The 17,397-nt window shown below is 39.2% G+C and carries 17 protein-coding genes and 1 tRNA gene; 5 read left to right on the forward strand and 13 right to left on the reverse strand.

The window, feature by feature from the left end; all coding sequences use genetic code 11:
* Positions 1 to 52 precede the first annotated feature (52 nt).
* The 6 genes from H8S90_RS13125 to H8S90_RS13150 form a co-directional block, all read right to left on the reverse strand.
* On the reverse strand, positions 53 to 2,230 hold the full coding sequence (locus H8S90_RS13125) for a S9 family peptidase (protein ID WP_187338326.1): 2,178 nt from the start codon (positions 2,228 to 2,230) through the stop codon (positions 53 to 55).
* A 145-nt stretch (positions 2,231 to 2,375) separates the two neighbouring features.
* Positions 2,376 to 2,636: a hypothetical protein gene (locus tag H8S90_RS13130; RefSeq protein ID WP_187338327.1), complete on the reverse strand. Its 261-nt coding sequence runs from the start codon at positions 2,634 to 2,636 to the stop codon at positions 2,376 to 2,378.
* 258 nt (positions 2,637 to 2,894) lie between these two features.
* Positions 2,895 to 4,073 (reverse strand): acetyl-CoA C-acyltransferase, encoded by a 1,179-nt coding sequence (locus tag H8S90_RS13135; protein WP_187338328.1) that lies wholly within the window; start codon positions 4,071 to 4,073, stop codon positions 2,895 to 2,897.
* A 59-nt stretch (positions 4,074 to 4,132) separates the two neighbouring features.
* On the reverse strand, positions 4,133 to 4,318 hold the full coding sequence (locus tag H8S90_RS13140) for an Arc family DNA binding domain-containing protein (RefSeq protein ID WP_187338329.1): 186 nt from the start codon (positions 4,316 to 4,318) through the stop codon (positions 4,133 to 4,135).
* A complete protein-coding gene (locus H8S90_RS13145) occupies positions 4,318 to 4,815 on the reverse strand; it encodes a hypothetical protein (protein ID WP_187338330.1) in 498 nt (165 codons plus the stop codon). Before H8S90_RS13145 ends, H8S90_RS13140 begins: the two co-directional genes overlap by 1 nt.
* A 4-nt stretch (positions 4,816 to 4,819) precedes the next feature.
* Positions 4,820 to 5,674, reverse strand: coding sequence for an SPFH domain-containing protein (locus tag H8S90_RS13150; protein ID WP_187338331.1), 855 nt, complete (start codon positions 5,672 to 5,674; stop codon positions 4,820 to 4,822).
* 354 nt (positions 5,675 to 6,028) lie between these two features.
* Here H8S90_RS13150 and H8S90_RS13155 point away from each other — a divergent pair, with 354 nt between their 5' ends.
* Together H8S90_RS13155 and H8S90_RS13160 are read left to right on the forward strand one after the other, a co-directional pair.
* Positions 6,029 to 8,053 (forward strand): HD family phosphohydrolase, encoded by a 2,025-nt coding sequence (locus tag H8S90_RS13155; RefSeq protein WP_187343041.1) that lies wholly within the window; start codon positions 6,029 to 6,031, stop codon positions 8,051 to 8,053.
* A 146-nt stretch (positions 8,054 to 8,199) separates the two neighbouring features.
* A tRNA-Ser gene (locus H8S90_RS13160) sits at positions 8,200 to 8,289 on the forward strand.
* A 133-nt stretch (positions 8,290 to 8,422) separates the two neighbouring features.
* Here the strand turns inward: H8S90_RS13160 and H8S90_RS13165 are convergent.
* The 5 genes from H8S90_RS13165 to H8S90_RS13185 all read right to left on the reverse strand — a co-directional run bounded on the left by H8S90_RS13165 (position 8,423) and on the right by H8S90_RS13185 (position 12,078).
* Complete coding sequence (locus H8S90_RS13165; protein ID WP_187338332.1) at positions 8,423 to 8,968, reverse strand: hypothetical protein; 546 nt, start codon at positions 8,966 to 8,968, stop codon at positions 8,423 to 8,425.
* Positions 8,969 to 9,248: 280 nt separating this feature from the next.
* Positions 9,249 to 9,668 carry a DoxX family protein gene (locus H8S90_RS13170; RefSeq protein ID WP_187338333.1) on the reverse strand — a complete coding sequence of 140 codons (420 nt, stop codon included), beginning with the start codon at positions 9,666 to 9,668 and terminating at the stop codon, positions 9,249 to 9,251.
* Between the two features lie 191 nt (positions 9,669 to 9,859).
* Positions 9,860 to 10,771 (reverse strand): AraC family transcriptional regulator, encoded by a 912-nt coding sequence (locus tag H8S90_RS13175; RefSeq protein ID WP_187338334.1) that lies wholly within the window; start codon positions 10,769 to 10,771, stop codon positions 9,860 to 9,862.
* An 8-nt stretch (positions 10,772 to 10,779) separates the two neighbouring features.
* Positions 10,780 to 11,613 (reverse strand): SDR family NAD(P)-dependent oxidoreductase, encoded by an 834-nt coding sequence (locus H8S90_RS13180; protein ID WP_187338335.1) that lies wholly within the window; start codon positions 11,611 to 11,613, stop codon positions 10,780 to 10,782.
* A 177-nt stretch (positions 11,614 to 11,790) separates the two neighbouring features.
* Positions 11,791 to 12,078, reverse strand: a complete 288-nt coding sequence (locus tag H8S90_RS13185; RefSeq protein ID WP_187338336.1) for a hypothetical protein — start codon at positions 12,076 to 12,078, stop codon at positions 11,791 to 11,793.
* 158 nt (positions 12,079 to 12,236) lie between these two features.
* Here H8S90_RS13185 and H8S90_RS13190 point away from each other — a divergent pair, with 158 nt between their 5' ends.
* The gene (locus H8S90_RS13190) at positions 12,237 to 14,168 is read left to right on the forward strand and encodes a glycoside hydrolase family 97 protein (RefSeq protein WP_187338337.1); all 1,932 of its coding nucleotides are present in this window, start codon (positions 12,237 to 12,239) and stop codon (positions 14,166 to 14,168) included.
* Positions 14,169 to 14,481: 313 nt separating this feature from the next.
* Here H8S90_RS13190 and surE read toward each other — a convergent pair whose 3' ends face one another.
* Complete coding sequence (gene surE, locus H8S90_RS13195; protein ID WP_187338338.1) at positions 14,482 to 15,222, reverse strand: 5'/3'-nucleotidase SurE; 741 nt, start codon at positions 15,220 to 15,222, stop codon at positions 14,482 to 14,484.
* A 140-nt stretch (positions 15,223 to 15,362) separates the two neighbouring features.
* Between surE and H8S90_RS13200 the strand changes: the two genes are divergently transcribed.
* Together H8S90_RS13200 and H8S90_RS13205 are read left to right on the forward strand one after the other, a co-directional pair.
* Entirely contained in the window at positions 15,363 to 16,256 is an 894-nt protein-coding gene (locus tag H8S90_RS13200; RefSeq protein ID WP_187338339.1) for a diacylglycerol kinase family protein, read from the forward strand.
* Between the two features lie 91 nt (positions 16,257 to 16,347).
* A complete protein-coding gene (locus H8S90_RS13205; protein ID WP_187338340.1) occupies positions 16,348 to 17,043 on the forward strand; it encodes an MCP four helix bundle domain-containing protein in 696 nt (231 codons plus the stop codon).
* A 28-nt stretch (positions 17,044 to 17,071) separates the two neighbouring features.
* Here the strand turns inward: H8S90_RS13205 and H8S90_RS13210 are convergent, their stop codons facing one another.
* On the reverse strand, positions 17,072 to 17,380 hold the full coding sequence (locus H8S90_RS13210; RefSeq protein ID WP_187338341.1) for a hypothetical protein: 309 nt from the start codon (positions 17,378 to 17,380) through the stop codon (positions 17,072 to 17,074).
* Positions 17,381 to 17,397: the final 17 nt, after the last annotated feature.

Consider the following 17,397-nt stretch of genomic DNA (forward strand, 5'->3'; position numbering starts at 1 on the left):
AGTAAAAAAACAGAATATATACGATGAAAATACGACTGTCTGTTATTAAAAATTAAAGATTGTTGAGAACAAAATCGGTCATTTTTCCGTACAGGTGTAAACTGGTATTACCACCATAAATACCATGATTTTTATTGGGGTAGTATGCTTGGTCAAACGACTTATTTGCTTGTATAATAGCTTCAGAAAATAGCACACTGTTTTGGAAGTGTACATTATCATCACCTGTTCCATGGATCAACAGAAATTTGCCTTTTAATTGATCGGCGAAATTAATCGGCGAATTGTCGTCGTAACCTTCAGAATTCTCTTGAGGGGTACGTAGATAACGCTCGGTATAAATACTGTCGTAGTATCTCCATGTTGTAACCGGGGCAACTGCAATGGCCAACTTAAAGATATCTGCACCTTTGGTAATACATAAAGATGACATATATCCTCCGTAGCTCCAACCCCAAATACCTATTCGGTTTCCGTCTATATATGGCTGCTGGGCCAGCCATTTCGCTCCCTCGATTTGATCTTCTGTCTCCAATTTGCCAAGGTTGAGATAAGTGGATTTTTGAAATTCCTGTCCTCGAAAGCCTGTGCCCCGGTTATCTACGCAAGCAACAATATATCCTTTTTGGGCTAAAAAGTTAAACCATAAACTGCGGGAACCATTCCAGGAATCGGCAACATTTTGGCTCCCTGGGCCACCGTACACGTACATCAGTACGGGATATTGCTTTTGCGGATCAAAATCTAAAGGTTTGATCATATAACCATTTAATTCCACACCTGCAGAAGTGGTGAATTGAAAGAATTCGGAGCCCTTTACACCATAGCTGTCGGCTACTTGCTTTGCTTGGCTGTTGTCTTCCAGCATACGGACCAGTTTTCCATTTTTGCTATGTAATGTAATGTTGGCCGGGGTGTTGGTGCTTGAATGGTTTAGGATGTAGTAGCTGTAATCCGCACTGAAGGTAGCACTATTTGTTCCTGCTTCCTTGCTTAACCGAGTTTTATTTTTGCCATTTAGTTTAACGGCGTAAACATCACGTTGTAGGGGAGAACTTTCTGTAGATTGGTAATAAAGCGTGTTCGTACTTTCATTGATGCCGTAAAATTTGGTAATTTCCCAATCGCCCTTTGTAATCTGCCGAACCATATTACCCTTGTTATTATATAGATACAGGTGGTTGTAGCCGTCTAGTTCACTGGTAAGTATAAAATGCTCACCATCTTTCAGGAAAGTTAAATCATCGTTGATATTGATATAATATTTATTGTCTTCCGTCAAAATCACTTTTGAAGCACCTGTTTTAGTGTCGGCAAAGAGATATTCGAGTTTATTCTGATGACGGTTCATTCGAAATACGCAAAGTGTTTCCGGATCTTGTGTCCATTTTATTCTTGGAATGTACTGATCTTTTTCCTTACCCACATCTACCGTTAATGTGCTTTGTTGGTTTATATCATATAAGTGGATACTTACAACCGAATTTTTTTCTCCTGGTTTTGGGTATTTATATTGATACTCTGTAGGGTATAGCTTATCAAATACGGTCATGGAATACACTGGTACTTCCGACTCGTCAAATTTATAGTAAGCAATCGTTTTGCTATCCGGGCTCCAAAAGAAAGCGCGGGCAAAAGCAAATTCTTCTTCATATACCCAGTCTGTACCACCATTGATAATTTCGTTTTTCTTACCATCATGCGTAACCTGTACTTCTTCCTCAGTATGTAAATCTTTGATAAAAATATTATTCTCTCTTACAAAAGCAACTTTAGAGCCATCAGGAGAAAGTGTTGCAAATAGTTGCTTGCCGTTGGAGGATACTTCGGTGACCTTTTTCGATCGCAAATCGAACACATAATAATTAGCTTTAGAAGATCTGCGGTAAATACTCTCTTCCTCATCGGCTATGAGCACTTTGCTTTCGTCTTCATTAAAATGGGTGCTCATCGGCAATTTTCGTCCCTTAAAAAGTAAATCCTTTTCTGTAAAAATAGCCTCGGATACCTTGCCATCACTATAATTGTTTTTAGCGACATATTTTAACCCTGTTTCTGAATTTGTTTCAATAGATACATAGGTTTTCCCATCTTTTAATGATCGAAGACCACTTACAGTTTTGGTGTTGAATATGCCTTTTTGGAAAATATCTTCAAGGGTGATTTCTTTTTTTGTTTGTGCGAAAGATGTACTTCCCATCAACATTAAAATAATTAAAGACCTCTTCATTCGTATATTATTCGTTAATCATGTGTTTTTTGAAAACGCTTAGGCGCGTTTGGTTTCTGTGTGTTTGGCAATTGCGGGTTGATACAACATGGCGTCGAAATTAATAAAATTAGCAATAATTCTCTCTATTGTAATAGGTTTGTTGTTAATTTAATGTTGTTCTGTTGTCTATAATTGGCTCGGGTTTTTTTAAGGGGTGGGTTTCATTCGTGGCTTCATCCTTAGTTGAGGGGGCATTTCTTAAAGGAAGATCTTCTTTGGATTTCAGTCTATTGTGTTTTATTTCCCAAGCGTCGTAACTCATATCTGGTCCATAAAACTTAAAATCTCCTTCTAATTTCGGGTCGCTCGGTGCGAGATGATCCAGTACAATCCGCTGACTTTGCTTCTCGTGCTTCAGCAGCATGGTTACGGTACTGTTGAATGTATAGATTTTTCGTGTACTTTTTGTGTTGTTGGTATTGGCTATAAAAATATTTTTTCCAAATAAAACACCTTTCTCTGAAAGTTCTAATATTTCAATGACTTTTTGGGTAATCGTAGGGTTTGCTCCGCGCCATTAACGCTATCATCTCGTAATATTTTGCATACAATGATGGCAAACCTAAGAGAAGTAACAAGAGTAGTATCTGTTTAATTTCTTTCAGCATAACAGCCAAAAAAACTATAACATTTCCACCACTAGAGCACTAGCGCCACCACCACCGTTACATATTCCAGCAACGCCAATGTGTCCTTTGTTCTGCTGCAATACGGATAGCAATGTTACCACTATTCTTGCACCCGAGGCACCCAGTGGATGTCCCAATGAAACCGCACCGCCGTAAATGTTCACCCTTTCGGGGTTGAGACCAAGCGCTTTATTATTTGCAAGCGCAACCACGGAAAAGGCTTCATTTATTTCATAGTAGTCCACCTGATCTGCTGTTATTTTCGCATTTTCCAATGCTTTAGGAATAGCTTTAGCAGGTGCAGTGGTAAACCATTCGGGGTCTAGCTGAGCATCTGCATAACCTATTATACGGGCTAGCGGTTTTATACCAAGCTGATCTGTTTGCTGTTTACTCATGAGTACCAAAGCTGCCGCACCATCGTTCAGTGTGGAGGCGTTTGCTGCGGTAACTGTTCCATCCTTTTTGAAAACGGTTTTTAAGGAAGTTATTTTGTCAAAATTGACGGTATTGATCTCTTCGTCTTCGTCAACAATAGTTTTGTTGCCTTTGCGATCTGTAATTTCTATGGGAACAATCTCTTGCTTAAATTTTCCTGACTGTGAAGCGCTTTGCGCTCTTTGGTAGGATTGTATAGCATATGCATCTTGTTCCTCACGCGAGATATGGCAGGTTGAAGCACATAATTCTGCGGCCGATCCCATGTGGTAATCGTTGTATACATCCCATAGCCCGTCTTTTAGAAGCCCGTCTGTTGCTTGTTGATGTCCTAAACGGTAACCTGTTCTAGCTTTGTCCAAGTAATATGGAACATTGCTCATGCTTTCTGCGCCGCCCGCCACGATTACTTCCTGATTGCCTAGGGCAATGCTTTGTGCAGCAAGCATGATAGCTTTGGTTCCCGATGCGCACACTTTGTTGATGGTAGTAGCAGGAATATTGTTAAGGCCGGCATATTTTGCCACCTGTGTAGCGGGTGCCTGCCCCAAGTTTGCAGATAAAACATTTCCAAAATAAATTTCCTGAATATCGCTAGGAGCAACACCTGCTCTGTTTACGGCTTCTTGAGTTGCAATACCACCTAATTGGGTGGCTGTCAGGTTAGAGAGTTTACCGCCGAAACCTCCTATGGGTGTTCTAACAGCAGAAACAATGTATACTTCATTTAACATGGCACACAGAAATTGGTTATGTGCCCAATATAGCTAAAATCTTAGTTCTCTGATATTTTTTAGTCTTTTTTCTCTTCGTCTTTCTGGGAAGATTTTCTGTTGTTCTTTTTACGGGCACGCAATGCCTCATGTAACAAAAATTCTATTTGCCCATTGGTACTCCTGAACTCATCTGCTGCCCATGCTTCTATCTCCTTAAGCATTTCCGGATTGATACGTAAGGCAAATGCTTTTTTTTCTCCCATTAGCTTGTACTTTCTGTTAAATCAACCAAAGGAATAGCATATGTTTCCCTCAGTTTAGTTAAATAATTCTTCAGTTCATTTGGTTTCTGAGTGCCAAAAAGTATTCTTTTGCCGTTCTTCAACACCAGCTGAAGACCAACGTTTCCCTGTGTGCTATAGGCCATCCCCGCTTTTCCCCAGCTTATGCCCCATCCTTTATACTCCCAAAGGGGGTGGTACTTCCTTAAACGCGCTTCCTCAATATCTTTCCATTCAATTGTGTGACTCCTTACATGGAATGGCTTGAAGCGATACCGAATTGCAACACTGTTAACTTCCGTGTCCAGCCGGCAAAGATAGATCATGCCCAAAACGATAACTGTTAGCGAAGCATAGGGAATGATCGTCAGAAAGTTGCGGCCTTCGTAATAATTAAAAGCTATTACCAGACCAATGAAAAGGATTGCCACAGATAAGGTTCCTTGCCTTTTCATGGTTTGTGTTTCATAATAGTTCATCCCTTTAGTTATATAAGGTGCCTGCGTTTACTACTGGAGCTACGCTTTTTTCTCCGCATAACACTACAAGTAAATTGCTCACCATAGCAGCTTTACGCTCTTCATCCAATTGTACGATCTCTTTTTCCGAAAGCTTCTCCAAAGCCATTTCTACCATGCCTACCGCACCCTCAACAATCTTTTTCCTAGCAGCTACTACAGCGGTAGCCTGTTGCCTTTGAAGCATCGCACTGGCTATTTCAGGAGCATAAGCCAAATGGGTAATACGTGCTTCGATCACGTCAATTCCAGCACGCTCTAGACGTTCGTTTAGTTCTTTTTCCAGCATTTGGCTTACTTGTTCCGCACCGTCTTTCAGTGTGATACTGGATTCTTCATCTTCAAAGTCATCGTATGCAAATAAATTAGCGAGATGCCTAACAGCTGCTTCGCTTTGTACCTGTACATATTGCATGTAGTCGTCTACGGCGAAGAGTGCTTTGGCGGTATCTTTTACTACCCAAACCGTTACCGCCGCAATTTCTATCGGATTTCCCAGCTTATCATTTACTTTCATTTTATGTCCATTCAGATTGCGTGCTTTTAACGAAACCTTATGTTTGATGGCAAAAGGGTTTACCCAAAAGAAACCATCTTTTTTTACCGTGCCTATATATTCTCCAAACAGAATCAGCACTTTTGAATCATTAGGATTGACGATGGTCAGCCCTTTAATGATTAACAGCGTTACGATAATGCTAATGATGAGCAGCGTTTTGTTTGCTAAAACGCCGCCAATAATAGCGCCTGCCACTGCTAAAATAAGCAGAGAAATGGCTAAATAGCCTGAGAATGCCGTTGTTGATTTTTCCTGTTTCATAATCGGATTTTTATATGTTATAATGATATCACAATGATATCATTTTTTTATGAAAAATCCTATACCTGAAAATATATTTTATTTCTTCAAACATGTTATACGTCTAATGAATTTTTGTTTTTAAACAATAGACGGAAATAGGATTGTTTATACTATTAAGATGGTTTGAGTTAAAAAATAAATGTCTTTATCATATAGAAAATGGGGAGATAACGCTAAAAGCCGATAGGTGACGTTCAAAATACAAGATATTTTATTAGGTTTGAAATAAATTAAATTTAGTAGATCGTGTCGAACAGTCGAAAAAGCCAATCCATTTATACTGCTAATCCCCTTGTGTTCAAATACGGGATGATGCTGCTCAGTGTGATCATTATCTGTATTTTTCTGCCCAAACAACCAAGGTTCAGGTTTGAGTATGAAAAGGGAAAAATATGGATGCATGAAGATTTAATCGCCCCATATAACTTCGCTATTCTTAAAACCCCAGCCGAGATCAAAGCTGATCGGGAGCAGGTGTTGCGCGCAGTGTATCCTGTATATGATAATCATATAGCGATGCGAAATGAGGAGACAGAACGATTTCTGAATGAGTTAGAGAATAAATGGAAAGGAAGCGGCTTGGAAGATAAGGAGATGTCTGTATACAGTTTGATGGTTACACAAATTCTTTCGCACGTATATAATCGGGGTATTATAGCGTTGACCAAAAAATTTCAAATTGATGGAGAGCATTACACGTTCAATTTAGTTACAGAAAGTGTAACCGAAAGGAAAAATACGGCAGAGGTTTATACCAGGGAAACAGCTTTAGCTTATGCAAATACTATTATCGATGACAGAAAAGCGGTAACGGAGAAGGAGTGGCTAAAAAGTATAGTGGGAGACTATATACAGCCGAACTACATCTATAACGAACGGTTGACAGATAAACTGGAAGCTGATGCTCTGGCAAGTATTTCTACTACCAGAGGGATGGTACAGCGAGGTGAGCTGATCGTGGCTTCGGGCAGTATGGTTAATAATGAGGTGTTTCAGAAGGTGGAGTCTTTACGTGTAGCTTATGAAGAGGAAGCGCGTATCGGGGGTGATAGAAAGGTGGTGGTGGTTGGGCAATTTCTAATTGTCGGCCTGGTAGTTACCTTATTAATGGTTTTCCTTTATCTTTTTAGGATAGACGTATTTTCAAATAATAGATTGCTTTCGTTGATTCTCCTAGTGGTAACAGGTATGTTGGTAGTGCTTTCGTGGGCCCTTAAATTGCAGTTATCAAGTTTATATTATATTCCGTTCTGTATTGTGCCAATTATCATCCGTATTCTGTTTGATACCCGTATGGCGTTGAATATCCACTTGTTGATGGTGCTTGTTTCCGGTTTCTTTGTTCCCAATAGTTTTGAATTTGCATTTTTACAAGTTACTGCTGGCATGGTCAGTATTTACAGTATAAAAACCCTGATTAAGCGAGAGCAATTCCTGTTATCTTCACTCATTATTTTAATAACTTATTTTATTGCTTATCTGGGAATTATTTTAATTAGAGATGGTTCTATCGCTGATATTGGTTATACTTCATTCGTGCCTTTCGTGGTAAGTGTGCTGCTTACCTTATTGGCATACCCGTTAATTTATGCTTTTGAGCGGTTATTTGGTATAACCTCAGACGTAAGCTTAATGGAGTTAACCAATACAAACTCCTCATTGCTGAGAGAGCTGTCGTACAAGGCTCCCGGTACCTTTCAGCATTCATTACAGGTAGCAAATCTTGCAGAAGCGGCTATATATAAGATAGGAGGTAATGCGCTGTTGGTAAGAGCAGGAGCTCTTTATCATGATATTGGTAAGATGCAAAACCCGCAATATTTTATAGAAAATCAGACTAAAGGCTATAACCCGCATGATGGGTTGACATTTGAGCAGAGCGCGCAGATTATTATAGCGCATGTTAATAAGGGAATTGACCTCGCTCACAAACATCAATTGCCAGAATCTATTATTAATTTTATACGTACACACCACGGGACTACGAGAACTGACTTTTTTTATAATGCTTTCATCAAAGAATTTCCGGAAAAAATAGTAGATGAACAAGAGTTTCGATATCCTGGACCGATCCCTTTTTCTAAGGAAACTGCGGTGTTGATGATGGCAGATTCTGTGGAGGCTGCCTCAAGGAGTATTAAAGAGCCCGATGCAGAGAATATCAGCAACCTGGTCGATAAGATTATTGAGGGTAAGTTAGCGCAAGGGCAATTTAAAAATAGCAATATCACCATGCAGGAGATAGAAACTATTCGTGCTATATTTAAGCGAATGCTAATGAGTATATATCATGTACGAGTAGATTATGATGCAAAAAAAACTAAAGCAAGTAATTAATAAATGGATGAAAATATGTTTGGAAGTTTTTTATTGAGTTGTGTTCCAATTTGATAAGTTCGCAGTGAAAAAAATAGATGCAAATCATTTGTGTAAAAATTTGAAATAATAATTTTTTGTATTAGGTTTGCAGTCCCAAAAGGGAAGGTGAGGTGCCTGAGAGGCCGAAAGGAACAGTTTGCTAAACTGTCGTACTGGAAACGGTACCGCGGGTTCGAATCCCGCTCTCACCGCCAAAGCGAAATGAAGCCCCGCATTAGCGGGGTTTTTTATTTATATATGAAAGTTAAAGCTAGCTTTAACTTTCATATATAAATAAAAAACTATGAGTGAAACGAATAGCCTGATTATGCTTTGGAGTCTTCCCAATCAGGGATCACCGAGCAGAGCGAAGGTAATCCCGCTCTCACCGCTAAGAGGGTCTTCATCAAGAGGACCTTCTTTTTTTTCGTATATTAGTAATCCCTTTTCTTTCATTTTCAAATGGTTATGCGATAGGATACCGAGCATGGTCGGTATTCGATAAATGCCGCTTTCATAGTGCAGGTTGCTGTCGAACACCATATTTACAAATTCCCTTTTTTGAAGCGTATTGGACTTGGAATATACATGGCGCATATCGGTCAATAGGTTTAGGTTTTTTTCCAAGATGCTGAATGCTTGGCTCTGGTCATTGCTTAGCTTTTCGATAGCTCCTTTCAGGTTCAGGATACTATCGTTATACCAACGGTCATAGGTATCCCTGTCGATTTCGTTCTTTATCCATTTCTCCTCTACCGAGAACAGTTTTTCCTCAACTTCCTGTAATTGGGTTCTGTTTTCGATTACCTTTTTACGGTTGCTCTCCATTTCCACATCGAGCGAGCTTTTGGTAACTGTCCTAATCTTCCTTACCCTTGCACTCGGCAGGCTCATCAGTTCACAGGCTTCCAAAAATTGGTTATGGGCTTTGATGGCACTTATATTGTTGTGCTTGGAGAGCCTGCATTTGTAGTAATAGAAATACTTGCCCGATTTACCCCTTGAGGGTGCGCCCGACAAAGGGTTTCCTCAACTGGGGCGATCAACCTACTACTTTTATCAGAACGCGAAACAACTTTGCACCAAATGTCCATATCGTGTCTGGCAACAATCGTATGGTGAAAATTTCACTAAGCTCGATATAAGAATAGATCCTTATTGGAAACTATTATATTTAACGTTTTACAGGTTCTGGGCAAATCAAAATTGGTGAGGCTTTGCATTCGAATTTATCATGTCCCAACCAAAGACCCACCCAAACAAAAACACCAAAAATTACAGGTGACAGGATATTTAAGATTGGGTCGTCGTTGATTACGTGAGTAGCAACTGCACCTCCTAAATAGGCCGTAAGAAATAATGCTCCAACAAATGTTGTTTTAGGAATTGAATATAAAATGTTAGCAAAGAGTAAAACGAACCCCAAATAGGGTATTGAAGTTTTTGGATAGCCCATTTCAACGACACTGCTAACAGTCCTTTCCGATAGTAAAAGATAGTTGAGTGCTCCCCTTAAGAACAATACAAACAATATGCTTTTTATGATATAGGAAGTCCATAAAAGGCCTTTTGATATTCTTTTACTTTTATTCATTATGCTTTCATTTTGTTAAAATTGAATCGCTGAATAACGAAAATTGATCCGTGTAAATTCCTAAAAAGCACCCACGCAAATTTCTTGTAGTAACATTCTAATTTCTTTCCCATCAGAAAGGGAATCAACTATTTTTTGGGGTTCTTATTCTAAATTAAAATGAGTTAGCAGCAGTAAGAAACACTTATTACTCAATTAAATGATGCCCTATATTGCAAAGCTGTTTTATTGGTTTTCTTTTTAAATAGCTTACTGAATGATTGCGAATATTCAAAACCTAATTGGTATGCTATTTCGCTGACGCTAAAATTTGTGGTAGAAAGTAATTCTTTGGCCTTATCAATGACAAATCCATGGATATATGTTTGAGCATTTTGACCAGTCAGGTTTCGCAACATATCACTTAGATAATCGGGCGACATATGGAGTTCATTCGATATGTGCTGAACGGTCGGCAGTCCAGAGACTGCTGATTTATTATTTAGATAATCGGTCACTAATTGCTCAATTTTTGTCAGCAGATCATTGTTCTCGGTATTCCGTGTGAGAAATTGTCTGTTGTGAAAACGCTTCGCATAGTTAAGAAGTAGCTCTATATGTGAAACAATAAGATCCTGGCTGTATTGGTCGATGTTATTTTTTAATTCATTCTGCATTTGCCGAAAAAGGGATATCATTATTTCATCCTCTTTTTCCGAAAGATGTAAGGCCTCAGCCGTGGAATAAGAAAAAAAATTGTAGCTACCGATTACCTTACCCAATCTATAATGGCGAATCAGCTCGGGTTTAAAGACTAACATAAAACCGGATACAGGATCATCTGAGACATTTGTAACTGAAAATAGCTGTCCTGGTTTCGTGAAACCCATTATACCTTCATCAAAATCATAATTACGTTGCCCGTATTTAAACTTCCCGGAAGAACCTTTTTTACAGGCAACGCAATAGAAATCATAATAGAAGCTTTTCCAAATTTCGCTATCTCCAAATTTGAGCAATTCAAAATCGATAACACTTATCAATGGATGATCCGGTTTTTTCAAACCAAACAAACGATGCAGTTCAGAAATAGAATTAATCTTATATGGAGTAGCTTTTTTCATCCTTCGTTTTATTTAAAATCAGTGGAAAAAGATAACGCTTTCCATTTTTCCAATTCAATTGCTTCCTTTTTTCGCTGTTCAATGATGGATTGATAACTGTCCGTTCCTAAAAGCAAGTGTAATGGTGGTTCTGGAAGATTGCTGATGTAGTATAGAACTTCAGCTAATTTTGCAGGGTTACCCGGTTGCTTACCATCATAACTTCTGAAAAGTTCCACCTGTTGATCCAGGTTATAGTCATCGATTTTATTCTTTGCCACTGCCAGACTGCTATCGCTCATAAAACTTGTGCGGAATGTTCCGGGGGCAAGAACAGTAACATGTATACCAAAAGGAGCCACCTCCTGTGCAAGTGCTTCGGATAGTCCGATGACGGCAAACTTTGATGCACTATAGCTGCCATTAGCGGGGTAACTCATATAGCCCATCATTGAAGAGGTATTCATGATATGCCCAGACTTATTTTTGCGAAGATAAGGCAATATCTGCCTGATAACGTTAGTCATCCCAAATACATTCACATCCATTGTTTGACGGAACTCCGCATCACTCAGCTCTTCGATATTGCCCAGCAGGTTATAGCCCGCATTATTTAGCACTACATCGATTTGTCCAAATGTTTCAATACCCTTTTCGATAGCTAATATTACTTCAGTTTCACTGGTAATATCCACTTTCAACGGAAGAAAATTTTCTGACGCTTCGCCGACGCTTGCTATTTGCTCATCCAAATTTCTGGAGGTTGCAATTACTTTGCCACCATTTGCTAAAACAGTCTTTGCCACTTCAAGCCCCATTCCTTTGGATGCTCCTGTAATAAACCAAACTTTTTGTTTGCTCATAATATTTTTATTTTAATTACAATGCAAAATTCAAATAAAAAGTATTTTCGGATGTGTTCAAATCCGGGTTTGGTGTGTTCAGATACAAGTGGTATCGTTTTGTGGTTACACTCTCGCTCCCTTTGCTCGTTAATTTCCAAAATGGTCTTGTCGATTTCGGGAGTTTCCTTGTTTTTATCATTGTTTCCCATCGCTACACTCCTTTATGTAGATAAAAAATGAAAGCTGGCCATCAGCTTCATTTTTAAAGCTACCGTGAAAAGATACCCGACCTTTCAATGTTGCAGTCAGAGGTAGTATTTGGCGTTCAGAGGTAGCATTTGGCACTACGGCGTATGGCCAATGGTTCAGGGTACGTCCCCTACTTTGTATGGGCGTTTCATATTGTTTTTTTATTTTAAGCCTCCTCCTTCCGGGATGCCTGTGGCTTCCGTGTGTGTGGATGCGGGACACAACCAATCTCATAATTCGTAACTTGTGGCCCACGGGGTTTTACTATTCAGCATAAAAATCCATTATAAAGGTAGTATTCTCCATGTTTCTTATGTCGTATATGGCATACATTAGCTACTTGACAATATAGTGAAGAATAACCAATTTTTTCAAAAACTCATATGCTAAAAATGAAAAATAAATCTATTTATCAAATGCTGATTTTATCTGTCCTTGGAACGCTTTTATTTGCTTGTGGTGAAGTAGCAGAGAAATCTATGTATGTAGAATCGAAGGATGGTTCAAATAAAATTACATTGTCTTTAAATGAGAATGGAGAGCTATACTATAATGTAACCCGCAGAGATGAAATAATCATTTCAGATTCTCCTCTTGGCCTAAATTGTGACGATCAGGATTTTACATCCGGGTTATCGGTAGCTGAAATTTCGCCCATTGAAGAAAGAAGGGAAAAGTACGAATTAAAGGTAGGTAATTATAAAAAAATAGATCATGTTTTTGAAAGTAAGCGTATAACTTTTAAAAATAGCCAGGGAGCATTAATGATACTTGATTTAATTGCCGGAGAAGAAGGGGTTGCTTTTCGCTATCGATTTTCAGATAAGGACAAAAAAATACGGCAGGTAAAAGATGAAATCACAGGATTCCATATTGAAAAAGGTGCAAAAGGCTGGATGCAACCGTATAATGAAGCTGGTGACTATACGCCGGGTTATGAAGACTTTTACCTTAATGTAAATTCGGGAGACCCGATTGGTAATCCGCGCAATCCTTCTATTGGCTGGTGTATGCCTGCGCTTTTTAATGTAAATGACAGCAAAAACTGGATTCTCATTGCTGAGTCAGGAACCGATGGTTCTTTTCCGGGTTGCCATTTACAACCAGATTCGGAGGGAGGAACCTATAAAGTTGCGTTTGCTAAAGAAGACGAGAGATATACGCTTCCTTTAGATGAAAAAGAACATGTTTATCCGGAATCAAATCTTCCCTGGATTATGCCCTGGAGGGTTATTATCATTGGTGAACAGGCCGGAGACATATTGCTGTCAACCTTAATCACGGATTTGGCTCCTGAATCTAAAATTGAAGATGCTTCATGGATTGAACCGGGGAAAGCCTCATGGTCATGGTGGTCGCATCCCGATGATCATTCACCTGAAATTTATAATGAATTTACAGATCTTGCTGCCTCATTCGGCTTTAAGTATACACTTTTTGATGCTGGTTGGGAAAAAGCGAACAAAGAAGGAGGGATTATTGATTATGCTATCTCAAAAGGGATTAAACCAATGGTTTGGGGTTATTCATCAGCGTATTTTGATTCAGAAGAAAGAAAAAAAAGATTCAAAGAACTGGCCGATATGGGCATTAAAGGCGTTAAAATAGATTTTTGGTGCTCAGACAGGCAGGAGGTAATGGCGGCTTTACAATCGGTTTTTGAAGATGCTGCTAAAGAAGGTTTAATGGTAAACCTTCATGGTACTACGGTGCCGAGAGGATGGCACAGAACCTGGCCGAATTTTGTCACAGCTGAAGCTATATTGGGAACTGAAAGTTATTTTTATGAACCAGCATTTCCTGAGAAAGCTGCAGAACAGAATACAGTGTTACCTTTTACAAGGAATGTAGCAGGTCCTGCCGATTATACACCGTTTGCACTAACCTTTAGAAAATATCCCCGTTTAAACACAGCGGTTCATGAGCTTGCCACTGCCATGACCTATACCTCTGGAATTATTCATTTTGCTGATTCAAAAGAGGTATTTGATTCGCTTCCTGTAGAGGTTACAAATTTATTAAAAGATATGCCCGCCACTTGGGATAAAACCGAAAGTGTTATGGCTGAACCGGGTAAGTTATTAGTCCTCTCCCGCAAAAAAGACGCTCTTTCTTATATTGTGGGTATAAACGGCACTAATGAAGAACTACCTATTAAACTGGATCTTGCTAAATACGGAAAGGGGTTTTCTAAATTTAGAATAATTACGGAAGGAGAAGAACCATTGATGGAATTTAAAGTACAAACGTATCCAATAGCTGCTGATTGGTCCTATATTTTAGCCCCAAAAGGAGGGTTTATCATTCAGTTTGTTAATGAATAAATTGATGGAGCTATACATTTGGCCCTGGATGCCAAAGTTTAAAAGTTTATCAAAAACTAATATAGCTGAATGCTGTTAAATTTCGGATGTTTTTTGTTTCATCGTAAGTAATATCTCAGACTTGCCCAGAGGCATTATTGAAAAGAAATTCAATTTAACAAGATCTGCTTACTTTAAAAAGAAAGTTAAATTAAATAAAAAAAGACATCATACTCTATATCAAATAATAACAGGGAAAGCGATTATCCTGTTGTTATTTGTTATTGTGGTATTCAACGATGGAATTTGTCTCCGTGGATACCACCAACCAATGTTACTGGTCCCAAGATAAATTCTGTTTAGCTTCTGCAAGCAGCCCTTCGTCGGTCAGATCAAGACGAAGAGGAGTAACGGAAACCAGTTCATTTTCTACCGCCCAGCGGTCTGTTCCTTCTTCTGATGGTGCTAATGGCGTCACCGTAAACCAATAATGTTTTCTGTTCATAGGGTCTTTACCTGGTATTATAGTGCCGTCATATTTACGCACAGACTGTCTGGTCCAGCGAATACCTGTTGGCTGTTCAGGAAGGTTTACATTAAACAGCGAGCCTTTTGGCTGCTTCAAAAGCTGTTGAAGTGTTTGTTTAACAAAAGGTTCGAGGAGGTCGAAATCTGGTTCGTCATTACCTACGGGTGTGCTCAACGCAATGCCGGTAATGCCAAAGAGCGCTGCCTGCTTTGCAGCAGCCAGCGTGCCCGAATGCCACATGGAATTGCCAAGGTTGGGCCCCATATTGATGCCGGATAACACTACATCCGTATTACTATGCAAGTGCGTGCCCAATGCAACACAGTCGGCAGGTGTGCCATTTACCCGGTAGGCCGAAATGCTAGGAAACTCAATAGGTGACTTTTTATAGTTCAATGGTCGGGAATGGGTAACGGCATGCCCCATAGAAGATTGCTCCACATCTGGTGCCACAACGGTTACTTCACCAAAAGAAGAAGCTATTTTGGCGAGCGAGGCGATACCCGGACTATATATACCGTCGTCATTTGTCACTAAAATTCTCATGTGATTTTTTCTTATAGTCATTAAATGAGTATATGCTGTCAAATAGAAAACAATCATGCCTTTGACATACGCGTAAAAAAAATATCTATAATGCGAACCAATAAGGAGGATGTATGTTTTAAAAAAAAGAAATTAGATCAATGAAAAAAACCTTATTGGTTTATAACCCAAGTGCGGGAGAGAAAGGAACCTCCAGTGCAGAATTAATTGAGCAGATAACTGCAAATGGTTTCTCTTGCAAACATGTAAATGTAAAGGATAACTGGTTGAAAGAGGGATTGGATACAGACCTGATTGTTGCGGCAGGGGGAGACGGAACAATTAGGAAAGTTGTATCACGACTGCTAAGTCGAAAACAATTAGACAAACGTATTCCTCTTGCCATGCTGCCTTTGGGGACTGCCAATAATATTGGCCTAACTTTGGGTATTGACGGAAATATAGGGAAGTTGATAAAAAACTGGCGTAACGCTAAAAAACGAACGATCGATGTTGGTTTTGCAAAATATAAAAGCGGGGAAGGTTTTTTTTTGGAAGGAACCGGTTGCGGTGTTTTTCCTCAACTTATTAAAGAAATGGACCGTAAGAACCTTGAGTATGTAGAGTCGGCAACAGAAGAGCTTCAACTGGCGCTTACGGTATTATACGGTATTGTGCATGAATATAAAGCATGCGCTTGTAAGGTCACAGCTGACGATGAAGTGCGTGAAGGGAAATTCTTAATGGTGGAAGTGCTTAATATACAGTCTATAGGTCCGAATATCCGCGCTGCAGCGAGGGCGAATCCGGCAGATGGTAAATTTGATGTGGTTTTGGTGCCTGAAGATAAACGTGCTGCACTGGCGGCGTATGTATTAGGGCGTTTGAATAATAAAGAAATTCCTTTCCCCTGTGAACGATTAAAGGCCGCTAAGGTGCAATTGCAATGGGATGGGGCGCTGGCTCATATTGATGATGAATTGATTCGGTTGAAAAGTAGTAAGGTCAAACTCCATATAGAGGTCCGACCAAATGTGCTGGACGTGTTAATTTGATGTGGTGGAAGAATGTGTTATTAATTGTGTGCCTGTATTATTTTGCCTATGTTTACCTGCTTGTCAAATATGCTAGTAATTATATACCTATATGAAGTGGACTTATTACATCAGGCAGAAGCTAAAAGTTGCGTTTCTTTTATTCAGTATAATGGCGTGTACAATACTTATACGGATTTTAGAAGATAAAAGCGTGAAGAGTATTAGTAATTCACTTTTGACATTATATGACGACCGTTTAGTTCCAGCGTCTGATATATATTATATCGCTGAGCATCTATATGCCAAAAAATCATTGACGGTGAGTTTTGTGAATGATACCGATACTTCATTTGCTAAGCTAGCAGAATTGAAAGAGGAATTGGCTTATCACGACCTAGGAATAGATACGTTACTAAATAAATATGAAAAAACCTATTTGGTAGATCAAGAGCAGGAATATTTAAATAGTTTTAAAATGCTGTTGCGAAATTACGAAAATCTTGAAGCTAAATTAATAGGCGCACAGGATATGAGAACGCTAAATGAAGAACGTGCTAGCTATCATGTAAGAGGACGGAAGGCTTTGGACCAAACAATAGCCAAGTTATCGGAGCTGGAAAAGTTACAAACTCATGTTGGACGGGAAATTATGGCGGATGCGCAGTTTGTTGTCTCCGGAACACGCTTTTTTTCCACCTTGCAGGTGATACTCTCTATCGTTATTGGAGTAATGGTAGTCGTACTGGTGCTCGCGTCTAAAAGTGTAATCCAACGGAATAAAAACGAACCTTTTCATCTTAATTGACAGGGTTTCCTCCTTTAATCTTGTTTGATCAGTCAATGTACTTCCTGTCGTCATCACTTAGGTTTGATCGGTAAGGATCTGTAAGCTCGCCCGATTCATTAGCTTCGCTATCGGTTTGGAATCCTTCTTCAATAGATTGCTGTTTATCTGTTTTACGGCGCGGCCTGCCCAATAAAAAACCAACGATTACGCCGGATGCAAACATGGTACCTAGAATAGCCAGTTTAGGGATGTACCTGTCTCCAAAAATCCAGAAAATCACCTCATCAGTATTTTTCATTAATATAATAGTAACTAAAACCGTTAATATAATGATGGATATCGTTTTTGCACTCATATGATGAATATTTTAAA

Origin of the sequence: Olivibacter sp. SDN3 (genome assembly GCF_014334135.1) — a bacterium.
In the GTDB taxonomy this organism is placed as follows: Bacteria; Bacteroidota; Bacteroidia; order Sphingobacteriales; family Sphingobacteriaceae; genus Olivibacter.

Excerpts from the sequence above, each read along its gene's own strand:
- surE (WP_187338338.1), bottom strand. The coding sequence starts at position 15,222 with ATGAGAATTTTAGTGACAAATGACGACGGTATATATAGTCCGGGTATC.
- H8S90_RS13170 (WP_187338333.1), bottom strand. The coding sequence starts at position 9,668 with ATGAATAAAAGTAAAAGAATATCAAAAGGCCTTTTATGGACTTCCTAT.
- H8S90_RS13125 (WP_187338326.1), bottom strand. The coding sequence starts at position 2,230 with ATGAAGAGGTCTTTAATTATTTTAATGTTGATGGGAAGTACATCTTTC.
- H8S90_RS13205 (WP_187338340.1), top strand. The coding sequence starts at position 16,348 with ATGAAGTGGACTTATTACATCAGGCAGAAGCTAAAAGTTGCGTTTCTT.
- H8S90_RS13155 (WP_187343041.1), top strand. The coding sequence starts at position 6,029 with ATGCTGCTCAGTGTGATCATTATCTGTATTTTTCTGCCCAAACAACCA.
- H8S90_RS13175 (WP_187338334.1), bottom strand. The coding sequence starts at position 10,771 with ATGAAAAAAGCTACTCCATATAAGATTAATTCTATTTCTGAACTGCAT.
- H8S90_RS13190 (WP_187338337.1), top strand. The coding sequence starts at position 12,237 with ATGAAAAATAAATCTATTTATCAAATGCTGATTTTATCTGTCCTTGGA.
- H8S90_RS13210 (WP_187338341.1), bottom strand. The coding sequence starts at position 17,380 with ATGAGTGCAAAAACGATATCCATCATTATATTAACGGTTTTAGTTACT.
- H8S90_RS13130 (WP_187338327.1), bottom strand. The coding sequence starts at position 2,636 with ATGCTGCTGAAGCACGAGAAGCAAAGTCAGCGGATTGTACTGGATCAT.
- H8S90_RS13180 (WP_187338335.1), bottom strand. The coding sequence starts at position 11,613 with ATGAGCAAACAAAAAGTTTGGTTTATTACAGGAGCATCCAAAGGAATG.
- H8S90_RS13135 (WP_187338328.1), bottom strand. The coding sequence starts at position 4,073 with ATGTTAAATGAAGTATACATTGTTTCTGCTGTTAGAACACCCATAGGA.
- H8S90_RS13150 (WP_187338331.1), bottom strand. The coding sequence starts at position 5,674 with ATGAAACAGGAAAAATCAACAACGGCATTCTCAGGCTATTTAGCCATT.
- H8S90_RS13200 (WP_187338339.1), top strand. The coding sequence starts at position 15,363 with ATGAAAAAAACCTTATTGGTTTATAACCCAAGTGCGGGAGAGAAAGGA.
- H8S90_RS13140 (WP_187338329.1), bottom strand. The coding sequence starts at position 4,318 with ATGGGAGAAAAAAAAGCATTTGCCTTACGTATCAATCCGGAAATGCTT.
- H8S90_RS13165 (WP_187338332.1), bottom strand. The coding sequence starts at position 8,968 with ATGAGCCTGCCGAGTGCAAGGGTAAGGAAGATTAGGACAGTTACCAAA.
- H8S90_RS13185 (WP_187338336.1), bottom strand. The coding sequence starts at position 12,078 with ATGAGATTGGTTGTGTCCCGCATCCACACACACGGAAGCCACAGGCAT.
- H8S90_RS13145 (WP_187338330.1), bottom strand. The coding sequence starts at position 4,815 with ATGAACTATTATGAAACACAAACCATGAAAAGGCAAGGAACCTTATCT.